The sequence below is a fragment of the Bacteroides pyogenes DSM 20611 = JCM 6294 genome, assembly GCF_000428105.1.
Lineage (GTDB): Bacteria > Bacteroidota > Bacteroidia > Bacteroidales > Bacteroidaceae > Bacteroides > Bacteroides pyogenes.
Window position 1 is genome coordinate 116889 of sequence record NZ_KE386624.1, and the last position, 18242, is coordinate 135130.

Here is an 18242-nt window from a genome sequence, read left to right on the forward strand (position 1 = left end):
GAGTTTTCACGAGTCATAACCATCTTTTCGACAGTCTTTATACTTGTAGCACTGTTCGGTAGAGTCGAATTTTGCTTTTGACATCCGGCATCAGTTTCCGAAACTTTCACCTCTCTGAACGGGAAACTTGTACTCTAATCATCACCTTACTCCCGTTACAAATCACCTCTGATTATCATGTATTTAAATACATTATGGCCGTATCTCGCATCATTTGCAGGCTTCCACCCGCTTTTTGGGAGGTCGCAGCTCACCGAAAAGTCGCCGTCAGGCAAATTATTCAGCATCGTTGTCTGATGATCATTAAATGTCGGTGACATTACATATCCCAAAAGCTGCTTTATGCAGAACGTTCTGCAATATATTTCCGGAAATACACCCTTGGCGGTAGCATATTTTTACCAATAACATACAAATTACTCCTTTCACCCTATAATTAAGATCAACTCAATCCTGCCACTGATGGTAATTTACCATATAAAATCATTTCGGATTATACAAAGGTATATTTTTTACGATGATCAGCAATGCCATTGAGCGTATATTTTATGGTGAACGAACTGATTTTTCTTCACAAAATACCGGATTATCCTTTTATCTCAAACCGTAGCCCATGAAGAAGTGGCGGTATTTTCCATCCGTAAATGAAAAAAAACATCATCGTTCCCAACTTTCGGATGTGTTTTTTTGCCTGTTGACCGAAAAACTCCTACAAGTAGGGTATTGCTTCCGCCGGAAGAGGAATAACTTTGAGGCATAATATAGAAGCAATATAACATCTAAATAACAAGACTATGAGACAAATTTTCTTTACTACCCTAATGGGTATTATGATGACGAGCCTCTTCTCCTGTTCGGGAGACGATGACAAAGAGAAAGTGGAAACAGGAAGCATCGTGGGTACGTGGACGGCTAAGGCATCGGGCTATGACCTGAAAATGAAGATCACCCCGACCGACTTCCGTTTCGACATTTCCAAACCCGGACAAGGCGGGACGTACGACAAGGGAGAATACCTCATAAACAGTGGTAAGGCAACATTCGTGGGCATGCAAGATGCTGTCTTGGGTACGGGAGGACTGATAGACGGAAAACTCGTACTTACGTTTGTCAACCCGATGGTCATCGGCATGATCGGCACACAGGCGGCAAGCCAAACCGTATTCACTCGTGAAGAAGGAGAAGAAGGCGACGGGACGGGATACTTAGTTGTCCAGAATCTGAGCGAAAACTGCGACATTACCATGCTCAAGCTCTACGATGCCGATGGCAATCTTCTCAGTACGGATGAAGATCGGCTCCCCCCGGAATACCAATTTTCTTACGAACTACCTGTGGGCAACTACATCGGTGAATTGACCGATGCAAAAGGAAAGACTTTCCGCTCGGGGGTATTCAAAATCATCAAAAATAAATACACCGTGCTTCAATACGACGGCTCTTCCGCTTGGCTGGAAGCCACAGGGGTGGACATGAGTTCGAAAGCTGTCCGAAGCCTACAATCTCCGGTCTACCGCCGTGCCGCACGAAACACGGCAGAAAACGCTACACCAAACAGAGAGAAAACGGTACCGTGAGTTCTCAATCCCGCATTTCCCCAAAAGGCTTGAAAAAAGAGAAAAAGAGAGGGAAAGCTGCCCGGTCATCAATCTGCCTCCTTAAAACCCACGAGGGTTTCCATAGAAACCCTCGACCATTTTTCAGAAAACCCTCGAGGGTTTGGGGCAAAAAGGTAGACCCTTCAAGAGAGAAGGTTAGGGCCCCCTGAAATGCAAAGTCGGACAGACGGTTCAAAAACGTACAAACGGTAGAATTTATCAGTATAATTATAAATGTAAAAATCAAGAATTATGGCAAACAGACCATTGGCCTACACGCTCAGCGAGCGTAAGGCAACTGTCGGCAAACTGGCTGGCAAAACTGTGATTCAGGCAAGTCCCACGGGACGCAAACGGGTAGATCACCGCACATTCTGCGAAGAAGTGGCACGCGCCACCACTTTCACAGGAGCAGAAGTGGAAGCGGTGCTGCGGCTGGCCTCCGAAATCGCCAAACGACACGTTGAGAATGGCGATATCGTAGATTTCGGCGACATCGGGACGCTCCGCCCCTCATTCCAGAGCAAGCTCGTGGAAAAAGGCAAAGAGGAATTCAATGCAAACGTTCACATCACCAAACCCGTTGTGAAACTCTCGCCCTCGAAACGGTACTTCACTCTCACGGGCGTGAGCTACGAACGGACAGAAGTCTCCGCCAAAAAAGCCAAGAAGCCAACGCCCTCGCCCGGCGGTGGAGGCGAAGCCCCCGATCCCGGTACATAAGAAAAAGCGATAACGGGTTGCCCAAAAACAACGGTCTATCGAACCGTCACCTGACGAGAACTGCAGGACAGCCCCAAAGAAAATGGCGCTTGCCCTGCGATTCTCTTTCCACCAGACTGATTATTAAACGCCTCCCCCCTCTCCCATAAGGAAAAAACGAAAGAAATCATGAAAAGAAGAATCTTCAATTACATGGCAGCGACATTTTTCGGGCTGTCGCTGGCAGGCATTGCCGGAGCTATACTCGTGTACCGCAAACTTCCGGCAGGCCGATGGCTGGCGCTGCTGCCAGCCGCCCTCTGCATGGCAGCAAGCTTTCTTTCCTTCAACCTTGATCGGGAAGAAGTGGTGTTGTGGATGATGCTCGGCGTTTTCTTCCTTATTCCCTACTTCCTGCTCCGCTATCTTCTGCACAGGAACGGCATGGACAAGCCATTCGAGAAATACCTTGTCGGCAACATCTACGTATTGCCAGCCGTCGCGCTTATTGTTCAATTGGGCGACAAGAAATACCGAACGAAAAGTTGGGAAGGATATGGCATATCGATGGTGCAATCGATGGACGGCACCCAAACTGTAACGATCTATGCCGGGGAAAACACCGTAGCCTATTCGGTGTATGCCCGGCTGAAATATGAACTGGATAACGGTGTACTGACTATTCTCGGAACACAATGACTCTGTTGAAGAACTAACTTCTAACCCGCCTCTGGCAACAAAGGCATAAAATAAAAGAATATGAAACTAATAACAAAATGGATGACTGCGATACTTTTAGTATCCCTATTTCACGGTTGCAGTCCCTCTGCGGAGGATGTGCTGAAAAAGTACGAATCATATGTCCGGTTAACAGCGGAGGGGAATAAACCTCCCGTCTCGTTCGAAATCATGGATGGCATTCCTCTGGTGATAAGCTATTCATCAACGTTGATAAACAGCAGTCAGGAACACGTAAGCGAGCTGACCGGTCGCTGGTTCGTAGCCGACGCACTGAATCCCGAAGTGCGGCTGCCCGCCAAGGTGAAAGTTATGACGATTGCCGATATGTCGGCGAAGAACACGACACAATCCGTGTCATACGGACATAGCCTTGCGCTCGACAGCATCAAAATACCATTCTTACTTATTGGTTTTGAAGGCATCGCTCCTACCGAATCGAAAGAGGCAGCCATCCCTCCACTGTTCTTCCTTGTCGAGAATAAGAAAGGAGCCGTAAGCGTACTCACCCCCGTGCCCCGCATTGCAGACAACCTGTTTACAGCAACCTACACGCCCATGTTTTTCACCGAACAGAAATATTCGGGAGAAATACCTTTCGAGAACGCGAAGAACGTAACGCTGGAAATGACGTTGTCGCGCGATTTGAAGCAAGTCATTCATTTGAACCTATCTGCGGAAAGATTGAAAATGAACCCTTCGGAGAAAGGAGTGAGTAGCCTCGTTTTTCAAGGTGGATTCGAGACAAGAGATTCTATCAATGTCATCGATGGCAAAATAACACAAGGGCAAAAACCGTTAATCTGCGACTTGACAGTTACGAATGCCTGCATATACGGGCAGATAAAATTTAAAATGGATATGGGTAGCACAAAATCGGTATATGCTGTGCTCAAAAACACCACCACACCACAAGATATTCCGGAAGGGATTTTAAAAAACAATGAACGAAAACATTAATCTGCCTTTGGCAACGGGGCATAAAACAAACAAAAAGATGAAACGAATATTTGCATTGACCGCCCTGCTCACCGCCGTCATCGGTTCGGCGATGGGGCAGACAAAAATCCGCACGGCGGAAGAGCTGATGGCTATTGGCACGGACAAAGAAGCTCTGAGCGGTTCATACATATTGATGAATGATTTGACGCTCGACGGATGGATGCCCATCGGAAGGATGGACAAGGACGGTGAAACAGGATTTAGCGGAACTTTCGACGGAAACGGCCGCACAATAACGCTCAACAGTTTCTATCCTGAAACGGATAACAGAAGTGTCGGACTGTTTGGGGTTGTTGACGGAAAAGGCGAGATAAAGAACTTGCGCGTAGCCGGCAAACCGACTTATACCGACGGACAGAAATTCCTATATATAGGCTGTATAGCCGGAGTGAACAAAGGAAAAATTACATGTTGTGTTTCGACTGCCGAACTTACTTGCGAGTACACCCAAACAGAACCTCACAAGAAAGTGAAAGCACTCTCGGGATATGAAGGAGGACAATACGGCGGCTGTATCGCAGGCGTCAATAATGGTGAAATACGGCATTGTTACTCCAACGGAAGCATACGCGTGGCATTAGGCTCTGCAGCAGGGATCGCCTGCGGTAACGGCTTGCTCGTAACAGGAAGTTTAAGCATCGGGATAGGATCGGGAGGCATGAGCATGGGTGCAACTCCAGGATCATCGAAAGGCAAGTACGGCTTTATCGAGTATTGTTATTCCGAAGCATCGGTGTTTTCCTCAGGAAATGCCGGAGGAATTGTCGTAATCACTCATGGCACATGCATCATGAATAATTGTGCGGCATTGAACCGTCTGATTGAGGTCAGAGGTGCAGGAAAACCTTTGCCCAAAGCCTCTCCGTTTCCAGGCGGACTATTTGGAAAGACAATGTTTTCCCATGCCAAAACGCAGTTTTACTATCTTGAAAACATGTCTCTCCGCCGCTACGACGGTAACGATGTGGAGCAACCGCCCGTGAAACTGACACCGAAGCGTGCCGTTCCGCTTTCAACCATACAGAAAGAATCGTGGTGGCGTTTGCCCGACGGAGCCGACAGGAATATGAAGCAAAAGATGATTGCCTTCCCGTTCGGGTCGGATGAAACCGCACCGTGGAAATGGGACGAGCAGCGGAAACGGCCTGTACTGCATTGGGAAGCAACAAACAGATGACAAACAACAAATATTCATTCACACTACTCATACATTATTATTATGAAAAAGAAAATCACAGTTACCGTAGTCAACGTTTCAAAAAGAGTTGTTCTAACAGTCGCTTTTTTGGTCATGGTTACAACAGTCTCATGGGCGCAACAACAAAGACAAGTTCCCAATAAACGCACACAGTGGGGTGTCAAAGCGGGACTCAATGTGAGTAGCATCGGAGGTGGCAACTACAACAACATTAAGGCTAAAGCAGGTTTTCACGCAGGCATTACGATAGACTATGCGTTCACAAACGAGATCTACCTACTTGCGGGATTGGAATATACTATCAAAGGCCCTATCGTAGAGCTTAGTCCTGACGATCAACACATCAATGCGAACTACATTCAGCTTCCTCTCACCGTAGGTTATAAACTCCAGATGACAGACGAACTGGCTCTCATCATTGATGCAGGCCCTTATCTGTCTTATGGTGTGAATGGCCAAATTACTGAGGGAGACCATAAGCAGGACACATTTAGCAGCATCGCTCTGAAACGGTTCGATTGTGGAATGGTTGTCGGTGCGGCTGTCGACTTCCGGCAATTCCGTTTCGGTATGCACTGCGATTTCGGACTCATCAACATCATGCAAAAAGGCAACGATAAAGCACAGAACTGGAATCTTGGGCTTTCGACTGGTATCCGGTTTTAATCATTCACTAATATTGTTTTTGTCGACGAAAAGAGAATGCTATTCCTAAATTCGGAAAGCGACAGGGTTGACATTCGTCTACACTTTCGCCTTCAATCCGTATTGACACATTCATTCGAAACTTGAAACATCTCTGAAAGGGTTCACCACCGACATGACGGCAACAGCTGCACATTGACGATATATGCCATTCGGTTTATGTGCCGCACAACAGAAAATTGCTCTTCGACATCGGTGGGAAGGTAGAACCGACAGAAACTAACGGCAAGAAGTTCACTGTGCCGGGTAGCACGTTTACATACATAACTTTCTTCAATGCAGCCCACTTGTTCTGAACTAAAATGCCTGAAGTATAAAGGAGTGTACGGAAACCGCAGTAAAGCGGTTTCTATGCGCTCCTCTTTTAATAATACCGTCTTTGACATTGCGGATATATTCTCAGAATAAGGCAAAACAAAAAGTCAAATCGTTTTAAGGGAAACTATAATTTGAAATAAAGAGCTATCTTTGCGCATTGCCAAATAACGCTTTATACACATGTATACCAACAAACAGATCTGGAATGTCAGTTTCCCTATTTTATTGAGCCTGCTGGCCCAAAACATCATTAATGTCACCGACACCGCCTTTCTCGGACACGTAGGAGAAGTAGCCCTTGGAGCTTCGGCCATGGGAGGTCTGTTTTATATATGCGTATTTACCGTGGCTTTCGGTTTCAGCACCGGCTCGCAGATCGTCATTGCCCGACGCAACGGAGAAGAGCGTTACACGGATGTAGGCCCGGTCATGATACAAGGCTCTATGTTCTTATTGGCGGTAGCCTTATTTCTATTTAGTTTTACCCAAGCGTTCGGAGGCGACATCATGCGCCTGCTCATCTCTTCGGAACCCATTTACGAAGGAACGATGGAATTCCTCGAGTGGCGCATCTACGGATTCTTTTTCGCGGCTGTCAACGTCATGTTTCGGGCTTTATACATCGGCATCACCCGTACCAAAGTACTTACCATCAATGCCGCAGTGATGGCGCTCATCAATGTGATACTCGACTATGCCCTGATATTCGGCAACTTCGGACTGCCCGAAATGGGCATCAAGGGAGCGGCTATTGCCTCTGTTCTGGCAGAAGCCGGCTCAGTGTGCTTCTTTCTTATGTATACTTACGCTACTGTCGATCTGAAAAGATATGGACTGAACCACCTGCGTTCGTTCAATTGGGATCTCTTGAAGAGGGTACTAAGCATCTCCTCCTTCACCATGCTCCAATATTTCTTGTCAATGGCTATCTGGTTCGTCTTTTTCGTCGCTGTGGAGCGGTTGGGACAACGCGAACTGGCTATCGCAAACATCGTGCGAAGCATTTATCTGATTCTCCTGATCCCGGTTCATGCGCTGGGTACCACCAGCAACAGTCTCGTCAGCAACACCATCGGTGCGGGAGGCACGCAATACGTGATTCCGTTAATCAACAAAATCGGGCGTCTTTCCTTCTTCATCATGCTCGGACTGGTTACGGTATCGGTTCTTTTCACACAACCGCTGCTTTCCATCTACACCAACGAGCAGGCGCTCATTGCAGAATCCGTTCCTTCGGTCTACGTCATTTGCTTTGCCATGCTCATCGCGTCGGTAGCCGGCATCGCGTTCAACGGGATTTCCGGTACAGGCAACACCCAGGCCGCTCTACTGCTCGAAATGATTACACTGGTTGCTTATGGCGCCTACATACTCATTGTCGGCATTTGGCTCAAGGCCCCGGTGGAAATCTGCTTTACGATTGAGATATTGTACTATACGCTGTTACTGATAACCAGCTATATTTATCTCAAAAAAGCAAAATGGCAACACAAAAGGATATGAAATACAGGAGAATTTTGTACTTTTGCAGCCTGTAATTCGTCTAATTCGTAATTAAATAACTATGTTCGATAATTTAAGTGAAAGACTGGAACGGTCGTTCAAGATTCTGAAAGGTGAAGGCAAAATCACCGAGATTAACGTAGCGGAAACGCTGAAAGACGTACGCAAAGCATTGCTCGATGCCGACGTCAACTATAAGGTTGCAAAAAACTTCACCGATACGGTAAAAGAAAAAGCTCTCGGGCAGAATGTGCTTACAGCCGTGAAACCAAGCCAGCTGATGGTGAAAATCGTTCACGACGAACTGACACAACTGATGGGCGGGGAAACTGCGGAAATCAATATCGACGCGCGCCCGGCAGTCATTCTGATGTCCGGTTTGCAAGGCTCGGGTAAGACCACTTTCTCGGGTAAACTGGCACGCATGTTGAAGACCAAGAAGAACCGTAAGCCGTTACTTGTAGCTTGCGACGTTTACCGTCCTGCGGCAATCGAACAGTTGCGCGTATTGTCGGAACAGATCGGCGTACCTATGTACTCGGAACCCGACAGCAAAAACCCTGTAGAAATCGCCCGGCACGCCATTCAGGAGGCAAAAGCCAAAGGATACGACCTTGTGATTGTCGATACCGCCGGACGTCTGGCTATCGACGAGCTGATGATGAACGAGATAGCCGCCATCAAACAAGCCATTAATCCGAACGAAATTCTGTTCGTGGTAGACTCCATGACCGGTCAGGATGCCGTGAATACAGCCAAAGAGTTCAATGAACGTCTCGACTTCAACGGTGTGGTATTGACGAAGCTCGACGGTGACACACGCGGCGGTGCGGCTCTTTCTATCCGCTCGGTTGTCAACAAACCGATTAAGTTTGTAGGTACGGGCGAGAAACTCGATGCCATCGACCAATTCCATCCGGCACGTATGGCCGACCGCATCTTAGGAATGGGCGACATCGTTTCACTGGTAGAACGCGCTCAGGAACAATACGATGAAGAAGAAGCGAAACGGCTGCAAAAGAAAATAGCCAAGAATCAGTTCGACTTCAACGATTTCCTCAGCCAAATCGCTCAAATCAAGAAGATGGGTAACCTGAAAGAGCTTGCATCCATGATTCCGGGTGTAGGAAAAGCCATCAAAGACATCGACATCGACGACAACGCTTTCAAGAGCATCGAAGCCATCATTCACTCCATGACTCCGTCAGAACGTTCTAATCCGGAGATACTGAACGGATCGCGTCGCGCACGTATTGCCAAAGGTAGCGGAACAAGTATTCAGGAAGTGAACCGCCTATTGAAACAGTTCGAGCAAACCCGTAAGATGATGAAGATGGTGACCGGCAGCAAAATGGGCAAAATGATGCCCAAGATGAGAAGATAACCGTATCGCAAAAAATATCCATCAACAATAAATACCTTAAAAAAATGACTCTGATAGACGGAAAAGCCATTTCGGAACAAGTGAAGCGGGAAATTGCCGCCGAAGTGGCTGAAATCGTAGCACACGGCGGAAAACGTCCGCATCTGGCAGCCATCCTCGTAGGACACGACGGTGGTAGCGAAACCTATGTAGCGGCTAAGGTCAAAGCATGCGAAGCATGCGGTTTCAAGTCTTCGCTCATCCGCTACGAAAGTAATGTGACCGAAGAAGAGCTTCTTGCCAAAGTACGCGAACTGAACAAAGACAACGACGTGGACGGATTCATCGTGCAACTCCCTCTGCCCAAACACATCTCCGAGCAAAAGGTGATCGAAACCATCGATTACCGTAAAGACGTGGACGGCTTCCACCCGATCAATGTGGGACGAATGTCGATCGGATTGCCTTGTTACGTTTCGGCTACTCCGAACGGAATCCTCGAACTGCTGAAACGCTATAAGATAGAGACTTCCGGCAAGAAGTGCGTTGTGCTCGGACGCAGCAACATCGTAGGCAAACCGATGGCTGCCTTGATGATGCAAAAAACGTATCCGGGCGATGCCACGGTAACCGTATGCCACAGCCGGAGCAAAGACCTGGTGAAAGAATGCCGGGAAGCAGACATCATCATCGCCGCTTTGGGACAGCCCGAATTTGTGAAAGCCGACATGGTGAAACAGGGTGCCGTAGTAATCGATGTGGGAACCACACGCGTTCCGGACACTTCCAGAAAGTCCGGATTCAAACTGACAGGCGACGTGAAGTTCGACGAAGTATCTCCGAAATGCTCATACATAACTCCGGTTCCCGGCGGTGTAGGTCCGATGACCATCGTTTCATTGATGAAGAATACACTCTTGGCCGGAAAGAAAGCCATCTATTCATGAAACATTTTTTGTTTCCGGTCCTTATACTCCTCTCCTTATCCTGCACTTCGCAGTCGCAGATAAGGGGAGGTGTCGAAAATTTCATCTCTTCGGATACGCTGCGACTCCTTTTTGCGGGAGACCTCATGCAGCATCAGGCTCAAATCGACGCCGCGCTTACCGATTCATCTACATACGATTATTCCCCTTGCTTTGAATATATCAAAGAAGAAGCGCAGCGGGCAGACTTTGCCATCGCAAATCTGGAGGTAACCTTAGGAGGCAAGCCATACAAAGGATATCCTGCGTTCAGCGCCCCCGACGAGTTTCTACAAGCAATCCGCAATGCCGGATTCAACGTATTGGTTACCGCCAACAATCATTGTCTCGACCGCGGCAGGAAAGGATTGGAGCGGACGATACGGCAACTCGATTCTTGCGGCATACAGCATACAGGCACTTACACCGATAAGGAAGATCGCAACAAACGCTCCCCTCTCTTTCTCGAAAAAAACGATTTTCGTATCGCTTTACTCAGCTACACGTATGACACCAACGGAATTGCCGTCACGCCGCCCAACATGGTGAACTATATAGACACCACGCTCATTGCCGAAGATATAGAAGCAAGCAAAACACTTAAACCGGATATAATCATTGCTTATATGCATTGGGGAACCGAATACCGGTCACTCCCCGATCCGGAACAAATCCGTCTGGCCGACTGGCTGATAGAAAAAGGAGTAAACCATGTCATCGGTTCTCATCCGCATGTCGTACAGCCGATGGAAGTGCGCACAGACAGCCTGACCAATGAGAAACATTTGATAGCTTACTCACTGGGCAATTATATCTCGAACATGTCGTTGCGAGGCACAGACGGAGGCGTGATGCTTAGAATGGAATTTATAAAAAGCGGAACCGTCCGGCTTCACGATTGCGCTTACAGTCTGGTATGGACTGCCCGTCCTGCTCTTTCAGGAAAGAAAAACTACCGGATACTGCCTGCCAATCTTCCCCAAGACTCCATTCCCATGAAAGGGCGTAAGTCATTGAAAATCTTCATCGATGACACCCGTTCGCTCTTCAAAAGGCACAATCGGGGAATAAAAGAGTATGATTTCTTTGAAAAAAAGTAGCAAAATCTTTTGGAGATTGAAAGAGAATACCTATCTTTGCACCGCATTAGAGAAATGCAAACATGGTGGCTGTAGTTCAGTTGGTTAGAGCGTCAGATTGTGGTTCTGAATGTCGTGGGTTCGAGTCCCATCTGCCACCCCACAAAGCAAGTCCTGTAAACAAAAGATTTACAGGACTTGTTTATTATAAATAACAACGAAAGACCTATCGTGCTTACAAATAAAACAAGAATATCGCCATGGAAAGAAACAAGAAACTCACCCGTTCGCGAAAGGAACGAATGATAGCCGGAGTATGCGGTGGATTGGCAGAATACTTCGGATGGGACGTCAGCATTTTAAGAGTTGTGTACGTACTGGCTACTATCTTTACCGCATTTGCAGGAACCATCGTTTACATCATTCTATGGATCGTGATGCCTGATGAAAGATATAGCGACAGATACGGCAGCCGGATAGGAGACCGCCATAATCATTAATACAGCTCCAGCCCGAACTCTTCTTTCAGTTGCATCAGCGACTGATTCTTCCGGGCCATCATTTGGAATTTCTCCACACGCCCTACGGGAAGAACATTTTCGGTAGAGGCGCTGACTCGTACTTTCATTACCACTTTACTGTTCTTCAAACGCCCGCGAAGGTAAGTTTGCAGTTCGGGAATCAATGCCGTAAAGTCTTTTGCGGCAATCTCATTATCCACCACCACCTCGAATGTCGTGGAGTTACGAAGCAATACGGGACGGAGCACCTGCATACGCTTCGCAATAGCCACTTGTTCCATAGGAAGGCTTCCGGCATACTCCTGCCAATAATAGTTCAAATCTCTTTCGTTGAAAATAAAGTCCTCTTCCGGCTCCGAATCAACTTTCCGAATATCGGCAGGAGCGGCAGGAGCGGGCTCTTCGCGTTGCGGATTCTTGATAGACATACCCAGAGTGGATATTTTCATCCTTGGAACTTTCCTGTTCTCCTTTACCACAGACGAATCGCCGGCATCGACGGAAGAAGCCGCAACGGTACGGTAAACTTTCGAAGGAGCTTCTACAGACGATGCTGCTGCAGAAACCTTCTCCGAAGGCAGCGCATCCGCTTTCATAGCAGAAGTTGCGTTCTGTGAACCGGAAGGCTTTATACGTTCTGCAGATACAGAAACGGTCGCTTGCGATTGTTCGGGAACGATCTGTGAAGATGCCGTATCAGCTTGCGACCGACCGGAAGTTGCCTTCGCAAGAGATGGAGAAGCACCCTGTGATTGCGGGGAAACCACCTGAACCGATGACTCAACCGTTGTCGTTTGCCGACCGGAAGCTGTTTTCGGCCGACCGGAAGCTGTAGGAGCAGCTTGGGAAAATACGGGTTTTAATTGTTGCTTAGGGCTACGCCCGACACCTGCATCGTCCCCCTCGGCGGTAAGCTGCGCAACCTGTATCAAGGTCAGTTCCACCAGCAGTCGCTTATTCTTGCTGGCACGGTAATTCAAATCACAGTCATTGCAAAGCTTCATCGCACGGTAAAGGAAAGGCAACGGGCATTTCTGCGCTTGCGCCTGATAGCGTTCGCGAATACTCGCTCCCACTTGCAATAACGGAAGGGTAACGGCATCCCTGCTGACCAGCAAATCGCGGAAATGCCCCGACAGGCCGGTTATGAAATGCCCCCCATCGAATCCCTTGTTCAGCACATCATTGAAAAGCAACAGCGCGTCGCTTACGTTGTTCGACAAAAGATAATCAGTCAACCGGAAATAGTAGTCATAGTCGAGTACGTTCAGATTCTCTATAACGCCTTGATACGTAATATTCCCTCCGGTAAAGCTCACCACCTGATCGAAAATAGACAATGCGTCGCGCATTCCTCCGTCGGCTTTCAGGGCAATGACATTCAAAGCTTCGGGCTCGGCTGAGATTCCTTCTTTCGCGGCGACATACGACAGATGTTCCACCGTATCCTCCACGCCGATACGGTTAAAATCGTAAATCTGGCAACGTGAAAGGATGGTCGGGAGTATCTTATGTTTCTCCGTCGTGGCGAGAATAAAAATGGCATGATGAGGCGGTTCCTCCAATGTCTTCAGAAAAGCGTTGAAAGCCGAAGTAGACAACATGTGCACCTCATCGATAATGTATACTTTGTATTTCCCTATCTGCGGCGGAATACGCACCTGCTCCACCAATTGCCGGATATCGTCTACCGAATTGTTCGAAGCGGCATCGAGTTCATGGATGTTGTACGACCGCTGCTCGTTGAAGGATACGCACGATTCGCATTCGTTACAAGCCTCCCCTTCGGCGGTAAGATTCATACAGTTTATCGTTTTGGCGAAGATACGCGCGCAAGTTGTTTTTCCTACACCGCGAGGTCCGCAGAACAGATAGGCGTGAGCCAGTTTACGGGTTGCGATCGCATTTTTCAAAGTTGTGGTCAGCGCCCGCTGCCCTACCACCGATTCGAAGGTAGAAGGACGATATTTACGGGCCGATACGATATAATTTTCCATGTCCGGGATTCTTTCTGTTTTTTCGACTTTCTGCAAAAATACACAAAAAAGCGATAACTAATCAATGATAGAGCCATAAGTTTTGGCGCGCAAGCGATAAGTTTTAAGTTATTAATTTTATCTTTGCGATATAAATGAAAGAGAAGACATGAGTACACTGACCAATATCTGGAGTTTCATACGCAGGCATAAATACCTGATCACCATCGGTATATTTACAGCCATCATCGGATTTCTCGATGAAAACAGCCTGTACCGCCGTTTCAAATACGAGCGTGAAATCAATCAGCTCAAAAAGGAAATCGAAAAATACAAAGCCGAGTACGAGGAGAGCACCGAAAAGCTCAATGAGTTGCAGACCAATCCTGAAGCCATAGAGCAAATAGCCCGTGAGAAATACCTGATGAAGAAACCCAACGAAGATATTTACGTTTTTGAAGAAACAGAATGAAACGACTGATACCCGCCCTTTTTGCCACAGGCGCTGTGATGATTCTCGTCGGAGCCGCCACTTACATCACCCGATGGGAGTATTCGCCTTACATATACACTATCGGAGCCGGATGTTTCGCTTTAGCCCAAATCAACACGCCCGTTAAAGGCCAAAGCAGCACGCTCCGCCGATTGCGCATCCAGCAGATATTCGGAGCTTTGGCGTTGATACTGGCAGGAGCGTTCATGTTCTTCACGCGAGGAAACGAATGGATAGTCTGCCTCACTGTGGCCGCCATACTCGAACTTTACACAGCATTCCGCATCCCGCAAGAGGAGGAAAAAGAAAAGAAAAAATAGTTTTTCCCGGCAACCGGATAAATAGTTTATTGCCAGCGGACATTCCCGGAAAGCGCACCGACGTCTATGTTCACGAATACTTGAGAAGACCTGACCAGAATTAACAACCATAAACCCGAATGAATATGAATGTAGCTACTTTTATCCGGAATTACAAGGAAGCTTTTGGAGAAGAAGCTCCTTTGCCCATCGCTTTCAGTTACAGTGACACACCGGCAGCTGTTACCGAAAAGATAAACGGCTGTTTCTTCAAAGGATTGCATACCGTACGTGACGGACAACCGGTGAGCCTGAATGCGGAAACAATCGGCTGCGGAGGCGGAAAGTTCTATACCGGCTTTTCCGAAATGCCCGCACATGTCCCGGAGTTCGTATCCGCCAAAGAGCGATACAAACAGACACCCGAGATGGTTCTTGATTTCATCCGGCAAACCGAAGTCAGGCAAACCGACAAGAAATATCTCAACTTCATACGCATCGACCGTATGGAGAGCTTCAACGGCATGGAGGGATTGTTGTTCTTCGCCACGCCCGATATGCTCTCGGGCTTATGCACATGGGCTTTCTACGACAACAACCGGCCCGATGCCGTAACTTCACTGTTCGGTTCGGGATGTTCGGCTGTCGTTTCCATGGCTGTGCAAGAGAATCGCAGAGACGGCCGGCGCACCTTTCTCGGCCTGTTCGACCCTTCGGTCCGCCCTTATGTGGGAGAAAACGAACTCAGCTTCGTTATCCCCTATTGCCGTTTCAAGCAAATGTACGAAACGATGAGAAACAGTTGCCTTTTCAACACTCACGCATGGAGCAAGGTAAAAGCGCGAATCGGCGGCGCCACGACGTAACGAACCATCACCATGCCTTTATATATCAATACGTCAAGCGGATTCCTGCCCTGACGGTAAAGTTAAACGGGTGCTCCTTGCGGATGGTCTGCACTTCCGAGCCGTCGTCGAAGAAATAAGAGACGCCGGGCTCTACATAAAACCCCATCCGCTTCGTGGCATTCAGTTGGGCACCCACAGCCCCCGATACGGAGAACTGCAACGGCTTCACCGTTTCTTTTTCGCTTCCCAGTTGCCCGTAAACGCATTTCTCCACCATACCGCCTCCCGACAGATAGAGCGTGAAGCGTTCTCTATCGAGGAAACTCCAGTTGGCCCGCACAGGTATGCCGAGATAGTGCAGTTTCTGCCTCAACTCATCTCCGCTCTCCGCCAGTTTCGCTTCCGACGAAAGGAAAGTATAGTTCAGCCCTGTTTCGACCGAGAAGCCGCTGCCCAGATTCTTTCGGACGGATATTCCCACAGAAACAGGCTGGTGATGCTTGATTTCGGTCAACTCTTTCGATTGGCGGAAATAAGGAATTTCCTCATCGAAAACCAGCTTCTTATCATTCGGCACATTCATCAAGCCGTCGGACAAGGGTACCGTGTTGACACGAGTCATATAAACGGGCACGTCATTGCCCAATCCTACGGAGGCCCCCGCAGAATTGCCTACAGCAAGGGCGAGAGCCCATCCGCCGCCGGCTTTCGAAGTCTTTTTCGGGGGTACACGCAGTTTATCCTTCGACGAAGGACGTACCGGTCGTGCCGGACGTGTACGTTTCTGCCCGTCAACTTCCGGTTCATGCCTGCCCTCTCTTTCGGATGGCTCGGCTACCGGAAGCGCTTTCTCATCCTTTTCTTTTTCTCTATCGCCCGCCTCTTCCTTTTCAGGAGCCGAAGGCTTTGCCGCCGCATCGCCTCCACCGGCTTTCGCCAGCCTGTCTTTCGGGACGATTACAATGGGGCGGACAGCCGGCTCGGCAGTCACGCGCTTTTCTTCCGACCGATCGTCGCCGGGAACATTCACCGGCAACGAGGCAAGTCCGGAATCGGGAGTTCGAAGCGTATCGTCCGCAGCCGGGATGCTCAGAAAATACAAGCTCACAGAAGATATGACAGCCAGCAAAATCACCGCAGCCACAGCAAGCATCCGCTTCCGGTAAGGATATATTTTCCGGGCGGCAGCGGAGGGCATGAGTTCTTTTTCCAGTTGTTCCCAACCGGACGCCGGGAGCGAATCGGAATAATTCTCGAGCTTCTCCTTGAGCTTCTTTACCCATAAATCAGTTTCTTTCATCACTATTCTGTCTATCCGTTAATCGTTAACCATTCTTTTACTCTCTTCGCCAGCACACCCTTCGCCCTGAAGAGTTGGGAAGCCGAAGATTTCTCATTAATTCCCAGTATCCGGGCTATTTCCTTATGTGATTTTTCTTCAAAAATATAGAGGTTGAATACTGTGCGGTATCCCGCAGGCAGTTCGCGAACAAATTGCATCAGCACGGTTTCGGGAATCACGTCCACATCGGATTCCTCCGGCTCTTCATAATCATCGGGCAGCCTTTCCAACGAGTCCGACTGCTTTATCACGTCGTTTTTACGAAGATACTGCAAAGCTATGTTCACAAAAACGCGCTCCATCCATGCCCTCAGAGAACCTTCTCCGCGCCAGGAGAACTTGTCGAACGAGGAGAAAACCTTCAGAAAGCCGTCGTGAAGAAGGTCTTGAGCGGTATCCCGGTCGCCGGCATAGCGCAGGCAGACGCTGAACATGCGTCCTGCATATTGCTCGTATAACTCCTTGCGGGCGCGGTTATTCCCCTGTCTGCATTGATCCGACAACTCTAATTCTTCCATTCTGTTAAGCACGTGTTCGACTTATAAATACGACAAAGATAAAAATACTGCACGGAGAACGGAATTCTTTTCCGGCTTTTGTTTCTTTAACAGAGTGAGGATGCAGTATTCGGCTCAAACTCACATTTCTTTGATACCGAACGGTGAGAATCGGTTTTCATGCCGTCCGGCATTCTTTCAAATAAAAACTAAAAAAGCATATGATGAAAAAACTAAAAATTATCGCTTTCATTTTCGCTCTATCGGCCCTCGCGCCATTCTTGCAGTCTTGCTTAGGCGACGACGATAGCCGGCAAGAGCAATTGATCATCTGTACAATCAATGTACCCGATGCGGAAAAGAAAGAATTCTATCTGACTTGTGACAACGGAGAGACGCTCTACCCTTACAATGTCGGGCGTTTGGGAAATTACAAGCTTGTGGACGGGCAGCGCGCCTTTGTGGCATGCAGCTTCGTGGACGAAAAGGTGGAAGGGTACGACCATACTGTGGAAATATTCGAGATAGTAGACATCCCGACAAAAGAGATAGAAAAGTTGAACAAAGAGAATGCCGCGAAAATAGGAGACGACAAAATCAACAAGAACTATATGTGGGTGTCTAAAGACAGAAAATATCTGACCATCGAATATCAATATTACGGCACAAAAAAGGAAAAGAAAAAGCACGTTTTAAATCTGGTGATCAATGAAATGAAAAACCAGATAGCAAGCAACGTCATAAAAGACTACATCGAACTGGAGTTTCGCCACAACGCTTACGAAGATACTTCCGGCGAACTGGTGGAAGGGTTTATATCTTTCAAGCTCGACAAAATCAAAGATGAAATGGAAGGAAAAAAAGGACTGAAGATACGTGTCAACACGATCTACGGAGGCGAAGAATTCTACGAAGTAAATCTGCCCCCATCCGTAAAAGATAAAATCATTTCATCAAAATAAAAAGATAGCCGTGCCTACATACGGGTTGCTCCCGCCCGAAAACAAACAGAGGGCGAAAGCGCAAAAGAACGGATGAATGCAAGCAAAACCTCTGCCTCAAACGAGCAGGGAGCGTAGCCGGCAACGGCTTTAA

The 18242-nt window shown here is 48.0% G+C and carries 18 protein-coding genes and 1 tRNA gene; 16 read left to right on the forward strand and 3 right to left on the reverse strand.

Annotation, left to right across the window (positions count from 1 at the left end; genetic code table 11):
• Positions 1–794 precede the first annotated feature (794 nt).
• The 12 genes from C234_RS0114420 (at position 795) to C234_RS0114485 (ending at position 11671) form a co-directional block, all read left to right on the forward strand.
• On the forward strand, positions 795–1577 hold the full coding sequence (locus C234_RS0114420) for a hypothetical protein (RefSeq protein ID WP_148295203.1): 783 nt from the start codon (positions 795–797) through the stop codon (positions 1575–1577).
• A 273-nt stretch (positions 1578–1850) separates the two neighbouring features.
• Entirely contained in the window at positions 1851–2321 is a 471-nt protein-coding gene (locus C234_RS0114430) for an HU family DNA-binding protein (RefSeq protein ID WP_021644394.1), read from the forward strand.
• Between the two features lie 168 nt (positions 2322–2489).
• Entirely contained in the window at positions 2490–2999 is a 510-nt protein-coding gene (locus C234_RS0114435; protein ID WP_034540914.1) for a hypothetical protein, read from the forward strand.
• A 60-nt stretch (positions 3000–3059) separates the two neighbouring features.
• Entirely contained in the window at positions 3060–3998 is a 939-nt protein-coding gene (locus C234_RS0114440) for a hypothetical protein (RefSeq protein ID WP_021644392.1), read from the forward strand.
• 37 nt (positions 3999–4035) lie between these two features.
• On the forward strand, positions 4036–5217 hold the full coding sequence (locus tag C234_RS18115) for a hypothetical protein (RefSeq protein ID WP_248596510.1): 1182 nt from the start codon (positions 4036–4038) through the stop codon (positions 5215–5217).
• A 42-nt stretch (positions 5218–5259) separates the two neighbouring features.
• A complete protein-coding gene (locus C234_RS16605) occupies positions 5260–5904 on the forward strand; it encodes a porin family protein (RefSeq protein WP_021644390.1) in 645 nt (214 codons plus the stop codon).
• 537 nt (positions 5905–6441) lie between these two features.
• Entirely contained in the window at positions 6442–7764 is a 1323-nt protein-coding gene (locus C234_RS0114460; RefSeq protein WP_027326337.1) for an MATE family efflux transporter, read from the forward strand.
• 61 nt (positions 7765–7825) lie between these two features.
• Positions 7826–9148, forward strand: a complete 1323-nt coding sequence (ffh, locus tag C234_RS0114465; protein ID WP_027326338.1) for a signal recognition particle protein — start codon at positions 7826–7828, stop codon at positions 9146–9148.
• 44 nt (positions 9149–9192) lie between these two features.
• Positions 9193–10074 (forward strand): bifunctional methylenetetrahydrofolate dehydrogenase/methenyltetrahydrofolate cyclohydrolase FolD, encoded by an 882-nt coding sequence (folD, locus tag C234_RS0114470; RefSeq protein WP_027326339.1) that lies wholly within the window; start codon positions 9193–9195, stop codon positions 10072–10074.
• Complete coding sequence (locus tag C234_RS0114475; protein ID WP_027326340.1) at positions 10071–11192, forward strand: CapA family protein; 1122 nt, start codon at positions 10071–10073, stop codon at positions 11190–11192. Before folD ends, C234_RS0114475 begins: the two co-directional genes overlap by 4 nt.
• 65 nt (positions 11193–11257) lie before the next feature.
• Positions 11258–11334, forward strand: a tRNA-His gene (locus C234_RS0114480).
• A 97-nt stretch (positions 11335–11431) separates the two neighbouring features.
• The gene (locus C234_RS0114485; RefSeq protein WP_027326341.1) at positions 11432–11671 is read left to right on the forward strand and encodes a PspC domain-containing protein; all 240 of its coding nucleotides are present in this window, start codon (positions 11432–11434) and stop codon (positions 11669–11671) included.
• Here the strand turns inward: C234_RS0114485 and C234_RS0114490 are convergent.
• Positions 11668–13689, reverse strand: a complete 2022-nt coding sequence (locus tag C234_RS0114490; protein ID WP_027326342.1) for a DNA polymerase III subunit gamma/tau — start codon at positions 13687–13689, stop codon at positions 11668–11670. The two genes, C234_RS0114485 and C234_RS0114490, sit on opposite strands and share 4 nt — an antisense overlap.
• A gap of 148 nt (positions 13690–13837) precedes the next feature.
• Here C234_RS0114490 and C234_RS0114495 point away from each other — a divergent pair, with 148 nt between their 5' ends.
• From C234_RS0114495 to C234_RS0114505, 3 genes are all read left to right on the forward strand, one after another.
• Positions 13838–14140, forward strand: a complete 303-nt coding sequence (locus C234_RS0114495) for an FtsB family cell division protein (RefSeq protein ID WP_027326343.1) — start codon at positions 13838–13840, stop codon at positions 14138–14140.
• Complete coding sequence (locus C234_RS0114500) at positions 14137–14481, forward strand: hypothetical protein (protein ID WP_027326344.1); 345 nt, start codon at positions 14137–14139, stop codon at positions 14479–14481. The genes C234_RS0114495 and C234_RS0114500 overlap by 4 nt, the downstream gene beginning before the upstream one ends.
• A gap of 125 nt (positions 14482–14606) precedes the next feature.
• Positions 14607–15326 carry a DUF169 domain-containing protein gene (locus C234_RS0114505; RefSeq protein WP_027326345.1) on the forward strand — a complete coding sequence of 240 codons (720 nt, stop codon included), beginning with the start codon at positions 14607–14609 and terminating at the stop codon, positions 15324–15326.
• 25 nt (positions 15327–15351) lie between these two features.
• On the opposite strand, the gene C234_RS0114510 is transcribed toward C234_RS0114505, so the two are convergent.
• Together C234_RS0114510 and C234_RS0114515 are read right to left on the reverse strand one after the other, a co-directional pair.
• Positions 15352–16608, reverse strand: coding sequence for a porin family protein (locus C234_RS0114510; RefSeq protein ID WP_027326346.1), 1257 nt, complete (start codon positions 16606–16608; stop codon positions 15352–15354).
• 11 nt (positions 16609–16619) lie between these two features.
• Positions 16620–17168 carry an RNA polymerase sigma factor gene (locus tag C234_RS0114515; RefSeq protein ID WP_027326347.1) on the reverse strand — a complete coding sequence of 183 codons (549 nt, stop codon included), beginning with the start codon at positions 17166–17168 and terminating at the stop codon, positions 16620–16622.
• A gap of 203 nt (positions 17169–17371) precedes the next feature.
• On the opposite strand from C234_RS0114515, the gene C234_RS0114520 reads away from it, so the two are divergent.
• A complete protein-coding gene (locus C234_RS0114520; protein ID WP_027326348.1) occupies positions 17372–18109 on the forward strand; it encodes a NigD1/NigD2 family lipoprotein in 738 nt (245 codons plus the stop codon).
• The last annotated feature ends 133 nt before the right edge of the window (positions 18110–18242 follow it).

Excerpts from the sequence above, each read along its gene's own strand:
- C234_RS0114440 (WP_021644392.1), top strand. The coding sequence starts at position 3,060 with ATGAAACTAATAACAAAATGGATGACTGCGATACTTTTAGTATCCCTA.
- C234_RS0114520 (WP_027326348.1), top strand. The coding sequence starts at position 17,372 with ATGAAAAAACTAAAAATTATCGCTTTCATTTTCGCTCTATCGGCCCTC.
- C234_RS0114505 (WP_027326345.1), top strand. The coding sequence starts at position 14,607 with ATGAATGTAGCTACTTTTATCCGGAATTACAAGGAAGCTTTTGGAGAA.
- C234_RS0114460 (WP_027326337.1), top strand. The coding sequence starts at position 6,442 with ATGTATACCAACAAACAGATCTGGAATGTCAGTTTCCCTATTTTATTG.
- C234_RS0114435 (WP_034540914.1), top strand. The coding sequence starts at position 2,490 with ATGAAAAGAAGAATCTTCAATTACATGGCAGCGACATTTTTCGGGCTG.
- C234_RS0114420 (WP_148295203.1), top strand. The coding sequence starts at position 795 with ATGAGACAAATTTTCTTTACTACCCTAATGGGTATTATGATGACGAGC.
- folD (WP_027326339.1), top strand. The coding sequence starts at position 9,193 with ATGACTCTGATAGACGGAAAAGCCATTTCGGAACAAGTGAAGCGGGAA.
- C234_RS18115 (WP_248596510.1), top strand. The coding sequence starts at position 4,036 with ATGAAACGAATATTTGCATTGACCGCCCTGCTCACCGCCGTCATCGGT.
- C234_RS0114515 (WP_027326347.1), bottom strand. The coding sequence starts at position 17,168 with ATGGAAGAATTAGAGTTGTCGGATCAATGCAGACAGGGGAATAACCGC.
- C234_RS0114510 (WP_027326346.1), bottom strand. The coding sequence starts at position 16,608 with ATGAAAGAAACTGATTTATGGGTAAAGAAGCTCAAGGAGAAGCTCGAG.
- C234_RS0114430 (WP_021644394.1), top strand. The coding sequence starts at position 1,851 with ATGGCAAACAGACCATTGGCCTACACGCTCAGCGAGCGTAAGGCAACT.
- C234_RS0114475 (WP_027326340.1), top strand. The coding sequence starts at position 10,071 with ATGAAACATTTTTTGTTTCCGGTCCTTATACTCCTCTCCTTATCCTGC.
- C234_RS0114495 (WP_027326343.1), top strand. The coding sequence starts at position 13,838 with ATGAGTACACTGACCAATATCTGGAGTTTCATACGCAGGCATAAATAC.
- C234_RS0114490 (WP_027326342.1), bottom strand. The coding sequence starts at position 13,689 with ATGGAAAATTATATCGTATCGGCCCGTAAATATCGTCCTTCTACCTTC.
- C234_RS0114485 (WP_027326341.1), top strand. The coding sequence starts at position 11,432 with ATGGAAAGAAACAAGAAACTCACCCGTTCGCGAAAGGAACGAATGATA.
- ffh (WP_027326338.1), top strand. The coding sequence starts at position 7,826 with ATGTTCGATAATTTAAGTGAAAGACTGGAACGGTCGTTCAAGATTCTG.
- C234_RS0114500 (WP_027326344.1), top strand. The coding sequence starts at position 14,137 with ATGAAACGACTGATACCCGCCCTTTTTGCCACAGGCGCTGTGATGATT.
- C234_RS16605 (WP_021644390.1), top strand. The coding sequence starts at position 5,260 with ATGAAAAAGAAAATCACAGTTACCGTAGTCAACGTTTCAAAAAGAGTT.